11 protein-coding genes are annotated in these 11,958 nt (G+C 42.4%); 6 read left to right on the forward strand and 5 right to left on the reverse strand.

Features of this window, described 5'->3' with window-relative positions; genetic code table 11:
* The 3 genes from glpK to glpD form a co-directional block, all read left to right on the forward strand.
* Positions 1-1,494 (forward strand): glycerol kinase GlpK (gene glpK, locus L4C33_RS14840; protein WP_428813197.1); only part of this gene is annotated, 1,494 nt, incomplete at its 5' end.
* Positions 1,495-1,706: 212 nt separating this feature from the next.
* Positions 1,707-2,495: a DeoR/GlpR family transcriptional regulator gene (locus L4C33_RS14845; RefSeq protein WP_428813198.1), complete on the forward strand. Its 789-nt coding sequence runs from the start codon at positions 1,707-1,709 to the stop codon at positions 2,493-2,495.
* Positions 2,496-2,733: 238 nt separating this feature from the next.
* Positions 2,734-4,293, forward strand: a complete 1,560-nt coding sequence (glpD, locus tag L4C33_RS14850) for a glycerol-3-phosphate dehydrogenase (RefSeq protein ID WP_428813199.1) — start codon at positions 2,734-2,736, stop codon at positions 4,291-4,293.
* A gap of 111 nt (positions 4,294-4,404) precedes the next feature.
* Here glpD and L4C33_RS14855 read toward each other — a convergent pair whose 3' ends face one another.
* Positions 4,405-5,595, reverse strand: a complete 1,191-nt coding sequence (locus tag L4C33_RS14855) for a winged helix-turn-helix domain-containing protein (RefSeq protein WP_428813200.1) — start codon at positions 5,593-5,595, stop codon at positions 4,405-4,407.
* Between the two features lie 143 nt (positions 5,596-5,738).
* Positions 5,739-6,536 (reverse strand): Cof-type HAD-IIB family hydrolase, encoded by a 798-nt coding sequence (locus L4C33_RS14860; protein ID WP_428813201.1) that lies wholly within the window; start codon positions 6,534-6,536, stop codon positions 5,739-5,741.
* Positions 6,537-6,750: 214 nt separating this feature from the next.
* Here L4C33_RS14860 and L4C33_RS14865 point away from each other — a divergent pair, with 214 nt between their 5' ends.
* Positions 6,751-7,638, forward strand: coding sequence for a LysR family transcriptional regulator (locus tag L4C33_RS14865; protein ID WP_428813202.1), 888 nt, complete (start codon positions 6,751-6,753; stop codon positions 7,636-7,638).
* A gap of 9 nt (positions 7,639-7,647) precedes the next feature.
* Here the strand turns inward: L4C33_RS14865 and L4C33_RS14870 are convergent, their stop codons facing one another.
* Positions 7,648-9,036, reverse strand: coding sequence for an MATE family efflux transporter (locus L4C33_RS14870; protein WP_428813203.1), 1,389 nt, complete (start codon positions 9,034-9,036; stop codon positions 7,648-7,650).
* Between the two features lie 60 nt (positions 9,037-9,096).
* Positions 9,097-9,507, reverse strand: a complete 411-nt coding sequence (locus L4C33_RS14875) for a VOC family protein (protein WP_428813204.1) — start codon at positions 9,505-9,507, stop codon at positions 9,097-9,099.
* Between the two features lie 115 nt (positions 9,508-9,622).
* Here L4C33_RS14875 and L4C33_RS14880 point away from each other — a divergent pair, with 115 nt between their 5' ends.
* The gene (locus L4C33_RS14880; protein ID WP_428813205.1) at positions 9,623-10,531 is read left to right on the forward strand and encodes a LysR family transcriptional regulator; all 909 of its coding nucleotides are present in this window, start codon (positions 9,623-9,625) and stop codon (positions 10,529-10,531) included.
* A gap of 51 nt (positions 10,532-10,582) precedes the next feature.
* Here the strand turns inward: L4C33_RS14880 and L4C33_RS14885 are convergent, their stop codons facing one another.
* The gene (locus tag L4C33_RS14885) at positions 10,583-11,098 is read right to left on the reverse strand and encodes a cytochrome b (RefSeq protein ID WP_428813206.1); all 516 of its coding nucleotides are present in this window, start codon (positions 11,096-11,098) and stop codon (positions 10,583-10,585) included.
* Positions 11,099-11,429: 331 nt separating this feature from the next.
* On the opposite strand from L4C33_RS14885, the gene L4C33_RS14890 reads away from it, so the two are divergent.
* The coding region (locus L4C33_RS14890; protein WP_428813207.1) for a hypothetical protein at positions 11,430-11,958 on the forward strand (529 nt) is incomplete at its 3' end.

An 11,958-nucleotide genomic window follows, 5' to 3' on the forward strand; every position in this document is an offset into this window, starting at 1 on the left:
GCACTCGACCAGGGCACAACAAGCTCTCGCGCTGTTATCCTAGACCACGATGCAAATATCGTCAGCTCCGCTCAACGTGAGTTTACTCAAATCTACCCTGAAGCAGGTTGGGTAGAGCACGATCCAATGGAAATTTGGGCAACGCAAAGCTCAACACTGGTTGAAGCACTAGCAAAAGCTGGCATTCGTAGTGACGAACTGGCGGGTATTGGTATCACCAACCAACGTGAAACAACTATTGTTTGGAATAAAGAAACGGGTAAACCGGTTTATAACGCGATTGTGTGGCAATGTCGTCGTACTGCTGATATCTGTGAAGACCTTAAAGCTCGTGGCCTAGAAGACTACGTACGTGACAATACAGGCTTAGTCCTTGACCCGTATTTCTCAGGTACAAAAGTAAAATGGATTCTAGACAATGTTGAAGGCGCTCGTGAAGACGCTGAAGAAGGCAAACTACTGTTTGGTACTGTTGATACTTGGCTAGTATGGAAAATGACGCAAGGCCGCATTCACGTTACTGATTACACGAACGCGTCACGTACCATGTTGTTCAACATTAACGACCTATGCTGGGATCAAAAGCTACTTGATGAAATGGGTATCCCTGCATCAATGATGCCTGAAGTAAAACGTTCATCAGAAGTTTACGGCCAAACTAACCTTGGCGGTAAAGGCGGAACACGTATCCCAATCGCCGGTATCGCAGGTGACCAACAAGCTGCACTATTTGGTCAAATGTGTGTAGAAGCAGGTCAAGCGAAGAACACCTATGGTACGGGTTGTTTCTTACTGATGAATACAGGTAAAGAGAAAGTCACATCACGCAATGGTCTACTAACGACTCTAGCATGTGGCCCTAAAGGTGAACCAGCTTACGCACTGGAAGGCGCGGTATTCATGGGCGGAGCATCAATTCAGTGGCTTCGCGACGAGATGAAATTACTGGCTGGCGCAGAAGATTCTGAATATTTTGCCACTAAGGTTGATTCATCAAATGGCGTATACGTTGTACCTGCATTTACAGGTCTTGGCGCGCCATACTGGGACGCATATGCTCGTGGTACGATTGTTGGCTTAACCCGTGGTGTTAACTCTAACCATATTATTCGAGCAACACTTGAAGGCATTGCCTACCAAACTCGTGACGTACTAGATGCAATGCAAGCTGACTCTGGCATTAAACTAGCGAASCTACGTGTCGATGGTGGTGCAGTAGCGAACAACTTCTTAATGCAATTCCAATCAGATGTTCTGGATACAGAAGTTCACCGCCCTGAAGTAACAGAAGTGACCGCTCTTGGTGCAGCTTACCTAGCTGGTTTGSCTGTTGGTTTCTGGGACAGCATTGATGAACTACAAAACAAAGCAGTTCTGAACCGTACATTCGAACCTCATCACGACGAAGAAAAACGCGCACGCCGCTACAAAGGTTGGAAACGCGCTATTAAATGTGCACAAGTATGGTCTGAGCTTCACGACGAAGACGCATAACAACGTATATATTCGGTAATCGCACTCGTTTTTTGAGCGAATCGTGCGAAACGAAAGTCAAAAGAGCACCTATATGGTGCTCTTTTTGCGTTTTAGCCCTGATTCCTTAGCTTAGAAGCTTCTCACTCCTCACCAATTCGAGCACAATAGCACGAGTTTATATTTTCGAATTTGGTGCTCTAGAATATCTTTTGAGCACAAGGGAGTGGTAAGTGAAGCAAATACCAAGACACCAACAGATCGTTGATCTGGTAAAAACACAAGGATATGTCAGTACCGATGAACTCGTTGAAAGGTTTGATGTGAGCCCTCAGACCATTCGACGTGACCTAAACGAACTTGCAGACACGAACAAGATTCGTCGTTACCACGGTGGCGCAACTGTGCCTCTTAGCTCAGAAAACACGTCTTATGACACGCGTAAAGCGCTAAATTTCAACGAAAAAGATGTCATCGCAGAAGAGGTGGTTAAACACATTCCTGATGGCGCTACGCTCTTCATAGATATAGGGACAACCCCAGAAGCCATTGCTCGCGCGCTCAATAAAAACCACAAGCAACTTAGAGTTGTCACTAACAACATCAATGTGGCGACCATACTGCTGCCTAACGCTGAAATTAAAGTGATACTGGCCGGTGGTGAAGTCCGAAACGTGGATGGTGGTATAATGGGCGAAGCCACGCTCGATTTCGTCAAACAATTCCGCTTAGACTTCGGGATCTTAGGGGTTAGTGGTATCGACTTTGATGGCTCACTACTCGACTTTGACTACCATGAAGTAAGAGTGAAACAGGCGATTATTGAAAACAGTCGCAGTATCTTCATCGCCGTCGACCATTCTAAGTTTGGACGTAACGCCATGGTTAAGCTTGGAAATATCAATCAAGCGCATATGGTATTTACGAATAAGCAGCCACCTGAAGAAATCCTGACCATCCTCAAAGAATCATCGATTCCTTTAGAAGTGATTAAGGCAACAAGTGCAGATGCGGGAAAATAAACATTATTTTTACACCCTTACAACATGAACTCATGAAAATGTTCGAACACGCCTAAAACACGCACTATACTCAATTTAGCCTCAAGTTTAACCTCTACTTAACTTAAGTAGGGGTTTTTTTATGCGTGAATCACATAAAACGCGCATAAACGAAAATAAAAAATGACCAGAAACGAAAGTTCGTATAGGATTTAATGAGTTCCCAAAATGCTCGTTCGCTCACCAAGAGGTCAAATTCATGAGTGCTCAATCAAATAATTCAAAAAATAGTACATCTTCCACTTTAGATTTGATCGTAATCGGTGGTGGTATCAACGGCGCAGGCATCGCTGCGGATGCTGCTGGTCGCGGGTTAACTGTCGGCTTATATGAAGCAAATGATTTCGCATCGGCTACTTCGTCTGCAAGTTCAAAACTGATCCATGGTGGCTTACGCTACCTTGAGCACTACGAGTTTCGTTTAGTTTCTGAAGCTCTAGCAGAGCGCGAAGTGCTACTCAGAAAAGCCCCTCATATCGCACAGCCAATGCGCTTTCGTTTACCACATCGACCATTTTTACGCCCAGCATGGATGATTCGCTGTGGCTTATTCCTTTACGATAATTTGGGTAAACGCACGACACTTCCAAGTAGCAAAACGGTTAACTTGGCTCAATCAGGTTTGCTAAAACCAGAAATCAAAACCGGTTTCGAATATTCTGATTGCTGGGTTGATGACGCACGTATGGTGCTTATGAACGTGTTAGCAGCAAAAGAAAATAACGCTGAAGTACGCAACTACTGCCGCGTAGAAAAAGCCCACCGTGAAGGCAACATTTGGCATGTAACAGTGCATGATGTTATGACAGGTCAACGCTTCGAACGAAAAGCGAAAGCATTGGTTAATGCCGCAGGCCCATGGGTTAAGCAATTTTTTGATGATGGACTAGAACAAGATTCACCACGCAACATACGTTTGATCAAAGGCTCACATATTGTTGTTCCACGTATTCATGATGAACCTCAAGCGTATATTCTTCAGAATAAAGACAATCGAATTGTATTCATGATCCCTTACCTAGATAAGTTCTCAATCATCGGTACTACCGATCTTGAATACAAAGGTGATCCTAGAGAAGTCGCAATCTCTGACGACGAAGTCGATTACCTAGTCGATATTGTGAATCAACATTTTGTTCAACAGCTAACGGCTGACGATGTGGTATGGACATACAGTGGCGTTCGCCCACTTTGTGATGATGAGTCTGATTCACCACAAGCTATAACACGTGACTACACCTTAGAGTTGGATGCTGAACTAGACCAGGCACCATTACTGTCTATTTTCGGTGGCAAACTTACGACTTACCGTAAACTAGGTGAAGCTGCATTGAAGAAGTTGAACCCTTACCTACCAAACATGGGTGCACCTTGGACTGCAAACGATACATTACCTGGCGGAAACTTCAGTTGTAGCCGTGAGCAGCTCGCGACCATGATTCAATCTAAATACGCTTGGATGCCTCACTCACTGCTTCTACGCTATGTCACTCTATTTGGCACTTACACTTGGAACTTATTAGACGGGGTAACGAGCGAAGAAGATCTTGGTCAGAAATTCTCAGAAGAAGCTCATGGCGTTTATCAGAAAGAGATCGACTACCTTGTCGAGCACGAAATGTCTGTAACAGAAGAAGATATTTTGTGGCGTAGAACCAAGCTAGGTCTGTACCTCAATGAGTCAGAGCAACAAGCGATTTCTGACTACTTAAAAACAAAGCTTGAGAAAAAAGTTGTGAACTTTTCACAGGTTAGTTAAGTCTTACCTTTGATGCTCTAGATCATTTAGCCCGGCTCGAATCCCCCCTGAGCTGGGCTTTTTCACCTCAATCCCTTCCCTGATAACCACTTCTCAAATCAAGACAACCATTTAAGCCAGTAAGCTAACTAAATACTTTGGTGTTGAACATTCAATTCTAAATTCATTACATTGATTAAAAGCCATAAACGGCGTTAGTTCTTGCCTTAATGCCTCAACAAAACCTTCAAGGTCTTTAACCTTACTTTCCAAAGCTAGATTATGGACCACCAGCAATGATTGCTTGCGAATCACTTTACAATCCATACGAGCAACAAGCTCTCCACGCCACAATATAGGCAGGCTGAAATAACCAAATTGGCGCTTTGCTTCTGGTACGTAACATTCCAGCAAGTAGTCAAACCCAAACAGGCTTTGCATCCGTTTACGCTGGATCAATAAGTTATCAAATGGAGACAGGATCTTAAGCTGGGAGCGAGCTAATGGGCGATCTAACAACGAGAGTGACTCCGGTAACGCGTAGTAGCGAATAACCTGCCCTTTCATTTGGCTTGGTACCGTTAACACCGTAATTTGACCGCTTTCGAGCATGGCTTTAAGTACATTTTCAACGAGAGGTTTGGTCTTTTTAAGCAAATAACTCATTTCGGTCGCATTACCTAGCCCGTTAGCCGTTAAATAGCGAGTGATGAGGTATTGAGCATATTCCTCGTCAGTTGGTAAAGAGGTATCGATACTTGCGGGAATAACACGCTCGGTTAAGTCGTAAACTTTATGGAAATTTACACGCTTCGACACCATTAAATCGCCTTGCATAAACAAGGTTTCTAACGCTTGTTTCGCTGGCTTACCTCCCCATCCCCCCGGGTTTGGCCTGTCCCCTTCAAAGTCCTTCGCCATTAGTGGACCTTCGTTTTCTATTCGATCCGATACATGATCGATTAACTGCTGATCACGCTTATACCAATGACTAATGCGTCCAGTCCGAAAGCCCTCTTTACGGTGTAAGCTAAAACGATAATCTCGCATAGGCAGGTACGCCGCAGCATGCGACCAATACTCGAAAATATCTTTGTTCTCTATAAGTTGATCGAGATGACTTACCTGATAGGCCGGGTTCCGACTCCATAAAGTATGGTGATGTGCTCGTTGTATTACGGAGATAGTGTCGAGTTGGATATACCCTAAATGTTCTATCGCATTCAAAGTCGACTTCAACGGATCCTTGTGGAGACGTTTAGGCGGTAGCTGCTGAGAATGAAGAACAAGCTTCTTTGCTTGAGCAAGGGACAAGGATTCCATAGACAAAACTCAATAAGTTGGGTTTAGCTACGTTAGCCTATCTTGTTAGTGCGAACAAAAGAAAACCAGCCTTAATCACATCATAATGTGGAATAGGCTGGTTTAGTGACATTTAATTCAGATGCGGAAATGTGGTTACCCCGTTAAGCAAGCATCTCTTCAAGCACTTTGAAGACACCCGCTTCTTTGTTACTTGGCGCACTGAATCTAGMGACTTCTTTCAGCTGAGGATGAGCATTTTCCATCGCGTAAGAATGGTAACTTTCTTTAAGCATTTCTAAATCGTTAAGGTAATCGCCAAAACTCATTGTTTGCTCATAAGTGAAGCCCAGCGTCTGCTGTAGATGCTTAATTGCCGCACCTTTTGATGCCTGAGCGTTCATCACATCTAGCCAAATTTTGGCACTTACTACTACTTGGTAATCAGCAGCAAATTTTGCTTTGATCGACTGAGCAACATGCTCTTGGGAGCCACCAAAGTGACAAATTGCGACCTTAATAAACTCATCTTCAACGCTTAAAAGATCTTCAACAAATTGACAACGTTGGTAATACTTGGCGAACTCCGTCGTCGCTTGTTCATTTTTGGTTTCAATATACGCTGACTTTTTACCACACAGAACAATATGAGCGCCTTCAATTGCACGAGCCTCTTTAATGATCTTTTCGATCGCATCTTTATCCAACGTGCAGCTATAAAGCTCTTTGCCTTGGTGCATCACTAACGTTCCGTTTTCAGCCACAAACATCATACGATCTTTCAATGGTGAAAATGTTTCAATCAAGCTGTAGTACTGACGGCCTGATGCTGCAGCAAACATGATGTCACGTTCAGCTAAACGCTCGTAAAGTTCGAAAAATTTAGGATCAAGCTGGCTATGTTCATTTAATAGAGTACCGTCCATATCAGTCGCGATAAATTTGATATTGTTCAGTGGCATTGTAGGGCTTACCTTAATAATTATTATCATGCACAAGCTGTGCAAGCGTAAAACCGGATTATATATCAAACCTCAATTGTATTACCGCATCTGACACAAGTATTACCATTCTATTTGCCCTTATACCTGCTTCTCCCCCTTAGCTTGGTAAACTAGATATAATCGTTATCAGTAATTATAATAATTTCCTGTTATTAGATATAAGTTGGTACGTATGCTGAACCCACAATGGTTAGTGACATTTAAAACCTTGGTTGATGTCGGACATTTCACTCAAACAGCTGAAAAACTCTACATGACACAACCGGGCGTAACCCAACACATCAAGAAGCTTGAGCATGCGTGTGGTTATCCGTTGATCACTAGAGAAGGCAAAAGTTTTGAGCTCACTGAACGTGGTCGCCAAGTTTATGCTTACGCAATTAAGGTTGCTAAAGAAGAAGCAGCGCTTCTCGAAAACCTTAAGTTTGATAACCCTCATAGCGGTGACTGCTCCATTTCGTGTTCAGGGGCTATGGCACTGTTCTTTTACCCTCGGTTACTTGAACTTCAACGCATTCATCCAGATCTTTGCATACAAATAGAAGCAGCACCTAACCACAAGATCCTGAACGATATTCAGGCCGGTGACATTGATATTGGTATTGTCACGCAACAACCTAATACCAACCTTTTCCACAGTGAAGTTCTGGGCAAAGAAACGCTAAGTTTGATCCTTCCTAAATGCTACGAAAATAAGTCTATCAGCATTGAATTATTGAATGAATGTGGGCTCATAAAACACCCTGACGTCGAGCACTGTTTATCTATGTATTTTGAGCATTGCGGAGAAGAGAGTTTAAAGAAAGCCGATATTACGAATTTAACCAAATCTGGATACGTGAACCAACTAGGGCAAATTCTACTACCTGTGTCTAAAGGGCTGGGCTTTACAGTGCTTCCTCATAGTGCTGTTGAGAGCTTCCCTGACCAAGATAGCCTTTATATTACTAAGCCCAAAAATCCGGTTCAGGAAACTCTATATACCGTCCGTAAAAAGAATCGCGACTTACCAAAACGTTATCAACTCATTGAAGAACTATTCTCAGAGCACTTGAGTTAATACCGATGGCTAACGTCTTCGAACTATCCCTTTAAGATCTGAAGTGTAATCAGACAATGGAGAGTGACCCACCAAAGACGAATCGTTTTCGGTTAGCCATTGGTCGAGCAAAGCTTTAGCGTATATACACCCTACAACATTAGCTAATCCAATCCCCACCCAAAGATATTGGCTAGAGAACTGAGCGCCGACTACCGCGAATGGAATCGTAAGTGCTAGTGACTTCACTAATGTTAATTTCAGCGACAAGCCAGGTTGTTGCACACCGTTAAAGAATGACGTGGTAACCAGAACAAGGCCGTAAGCAGGAAAGGTAATTGCGACAATGTAAAAATACCAGCGCCCAAATTCAATAACCTCAGCGCTGTCAGTAAAGATCCCGATAATTGGCTCGACGAATATGGCTGTTAACACACAGAAAGTCAGCCCCCAATACACGGTCATACGCCCAGAATACGCGATCACTTGATCTAACCTTTGAAAAGCTTTAGCTCCAAAATTTTGCGCGGTTAACGGCGTCACAATGACGCTTAGAGATAAAATTCCGGTCAATACCAAAGACTCGATTCGTGTCACAATGCCGAATGCGGCCATAGCACTGTCACCATATTGGGAAACGAGACGTGTAATAACCGCGATAGCGATAGGGTTCAACACTTGCGCGGCAATAGCAGGGCTAGAAATACGTAACACTTCCGAAAGCTGGCTTTTGACATCATGTACAGCACGTAACGAGAGCAGTTCTTCTTTAACAAGCAAGCTAAGCATGAGTAATAGTATGACTGTCCACGAGATCACTGTGGCGTATGCTGCACCCATAAGCCCTAATTCAGGAAAGCCTCCTATTCCAAAAATCAGCAAGTAATCAAACACCACATTTACAACGCCACCCAAGCCCATAATCAACATGGTCTTCACCATAATGCCTTTAGACATCAGTGCAGAATTGGCAATCAAACCGCCCACCAGCACAAACATACCTAGGTAAAGTGGCCCCATATAGAGTTTAACTAACTCCACTGACGCACTACTTGCACCAAGCCRACCAAACACTAGTTCCATAGTGAAGTAACCGATAACACCTAGAGCAATAGTGGCAAGGCTAAACAGCAGAATTGACATAGTCACCAATGACTGAGCTTTTCTAGCATTTTGTTCCCCTAGCGCGCGCCCAACTGTGGCGGATACCCCAGCCGACGTTCCCATAAACAAGCTCACAATCAGAATGTACACCGGATAGGTAAAGCTCATCGCTGCCAGCTCTTGTGTTCCCAACTGACCAACAAAATAGCTATCAACTAACTGGAATAAAAACGTCATTAACATTCCGAACGCTGCAGGGATTGCCATTGAGAGTAATGCGCTTTTTACCGGTTTGTCTAAAAGTGGGTTGTTCATAATCGCTCAGTCCTTTATTAGCTGTCTCATCTACATTAATTTCAACAAAATTGGTTCCAACTATTCAAATGCAGAAAGTCCAACATATTCAATAAACTCAATGACATTGTCGTCAGGGTCATGAATAAATGCTGAAACGCCTGTAGGGTGCTTCATTGGCCCACTACTCAAGGCGATTCCTTGTTCAGCTAATTCACTAATAAACAATTCCATGTTACTCACTTCCAACGCCACATGGGTATAGCCTGTGTGCTTTTCAGCAAGATCCATCAACACGTTTTGTTTCAGATTTTGGTTCGAATTCAAGATTAGGTTGATGTTGATACCTGAAGGGTGCTCCACAATAGCTACAGGCTCAGGCCCACCAGGTCCGGTTATGTAGCGAAACCCAAGCTTTGCATAAAATGCTCTCGCTGTTTCAAAATCGCTAACACGAATACCAAGGTGATTGATTCTAGTAATATGCTGCATAACCGCTCCTGAATGTTTGAGATACATACAGCATAGATTGTTAGCAAAACTTTATTAATAGTCCATTTGTGCAATGATTATTTCCATATGACCTTCAATCTTTTGAGTGAAACGAATGACAAACCAAATACAAACTAACTTACTCGACGGCATTGTTATTTTTGTAGAGCTTGTAAAGCGGGGGAGCTTCACAAACGCAGCATTGTCTACAAACCACTCGACGTCTTACATTAGTAAAGAGCTAAGTAAACTTGAAGAACGTTTAGGCGTGCGCCTATTGCACCGTACAACGCGTACCCTTAGCCTGACACCCGAGGGAAAAGAATTTTTTGAACGCTGCCAACAATTGGTGGAAGATGCTCAAACCGCAGAGAGTGCAGTATCAGGTGGTCAATTAGAACCACAAGGGCACTTGAAACTGAGTTGCCCGGTCAGTTTTGGGTTAACGAAGCTCCAACCTATTTTGGTTAAATTTGCTCAGAAGTATCCCAAAATACACTTAGACATAGATATCAATGACCGGAAAGTTAATGTAATAGAAGAGGGATTTGATATCGTAATTCGCACCTCTAACTCCTTAGAAGATTCCAGCTTAGTCTGCCGTAAGCTATGCACGACTTACGGCGTTACTCTTGCTTCACCACAATACTTAGAGATGTATGGTACGCCAGATAACCCACTAGAATTAGCTCAGCACAAAGTAATTACCTATAACCTGAGTCAACACCCTAGTCGCTGGACGTATATAGGAAAAGACGGCAAAGCATTAAACGTGAATACCGAAAGCAGTATCACTACAAACAGTCCACAACTAGAGCTCGCTATGTGCCTAGCTGGACAAGGGATAACTCGGCTGCCTAAAGATCATATTAGTAATGAGGTAGAAGATGGTCGACTCGTTGAATTATTTAAAGAGTACCCTGCTCTACAGATCCCAACTTATTTGGTTTATCCCAGCAAAAAACATTTATCTGCAAAAGTCAGGCACTTTATTGACTTTACTGTGAATGAACTCTCTGAGTAATGACTCTTTAATAATATCCAAAGATTCACGTTGGTATTATTTACTTCCATATTAAATCATCATCTTTAAAACATAGTTCTTAGAAATAAAATGGTGCTTCAACGCTGCCGCCGCGTGTAATGAAACTAATGCCACTAATAATGCACAACTGACTCTATGTGAAATAAAGAAAAATTGGTTAACCTCTGGCGAAGAGATAATATTATCAATGGTAACTAACCAGAAGAATGAATAAGGTTCTTTTAGCATCAAATATCCTGTACTAAACACCAAAAACATTAATAAATAAATTAACGCGTGAGCCAGCTTAGCCACACTTTTTTGTAGAGTGGGGATCGTCGATGGCATTTTGGGCTCTATACGAAAGTGACTCCAGATAAAACGAATCACCAGAATCGGAGTCGCAACAGTAGCCAGTGACATATTTAAGATAGACAAGAATGAGAAAATAGCAGGTTGATCCATCACGAAATGCATAGCGTAGCCAGCGACCGTTGCATATATAATAACGACTGCCATTACCCAGTGAAGAACACGACTACATATATCGTACTTAGGATGATTCATTGCGCACTCCATTTGCTCAATTGATTTCATATCTATACTAGTTTTGATCATATTTCAAAGTTAATACAAGCCCCATATAATCAATATRCTTTATTTCAATCGAGCAAACATCAACTTGGGATTTTGATCGCATATGCATAATATAAAAGTCTAACTTCATATAACTTATTAGTATGTATTAGATAAGTAAATCCATTTATATTTGACGATATTAATAGGTGAAAGTGAAATTTATAAATCAGACTCACATCGAAAGATACATAAATAAGGAACTTCCTATTAACTTTGGCTGTTAGTCTATTAATTAACACAAACAACAATAGGAAATATAATGAACAAGGAAAGTCACCACCAAGTTAATAGTTCCCGCCGACTAAAAGTCAATGTATTAGGATTAATGATAGTAGCTTCGCTAACAGGGTGTAAATATGTAGAACCGCTGATCTCACAACCGGCAAGCGCTCTCGAAACAGGGGTACCAGAGTTTATTGGTGAAGTAGTAGAGGCAAACTCATTACCTGAACATTCATTACCCGTGGACAACCCTTACCTATCAGCATTAGGGAAAAATGGGCTTCATTACGATAACTATAATTCTGATGTGACCAACTTTTCTGGGCCATTAGGTAACGCCTATACTTTAACCTCACACCGTCTAAACGCTCAAGCTATTGCTTGCCCTACTATATTATTCAACCGTCAAGAACTCCTTGTTACCGTTTGTTTAGAATACGGCGCTACCCGTTTATTACTCATTGAACCAAACTCTTTATCGATTATCGCCGAGCACGAGTTACCGCCTAAACTCAACAAAGGGGATGCATCTGGGGGTGGCTATGCTCATTTAGACAATAATGATC

This window comes from Vibrio makurazakiensis (assembly GCF_050337375.1).
Classification (GTDB): domain Bacteria; phylum Pseudomonadota; class Gammaproteobacteria; order Enterobacterales; family Vibrionaceae; genus Vibrio; species Vibrio makurazakiensis.

What these genes read in the sequence shown, in the direction of transcription:
- L4C33_RS14885 (WP_428813206.1), bottom strand. Translation starts at nt 11,098, where the DNA reads ATGAATCATCCTAAGTACGATATATGTAGTCGTGTTCTTCACTGGGTA.
- L4C33_RS14865 (WP_428813202.1), top strand. Translation starts at nt 6,751, where the DNA reads ATGCTGAACCCACAATGGTTAGTGACATTTAAAACCTTGGTTGATGTC.
- L4C33_RS14875 (WP_428813204.1), bottom strand. Translation starts at nt 9,507, where the DNA reads ATGCAGCATATTACTAGAATCAATCACCTTGGTATTCGTGTTAGCGAT.
- glpD (WP_428813199.1), top strand. Translation starts at nt 2,734, where the DNA reads ATGAGTGCTCAATCAAATAATTCAAAAAATAGTACATCTTCCACTTTA.
- L4C33_RS14855 (WP_428813200.1), bottom strand. Translation starts at nt 5,595, where the DNA reads ATGGAATCCTTGTCCCTTGCTCAAGCAAAGAAGCTTGTTCTTCATTCT.
- L4C33_RS14880 (WP_428813205.1), top strand. Translation starts at nt 9,623, where the DNA reads ATGACAAACCAAATACAAACTAACTTACTCGACGGCATTGTTATTTTT.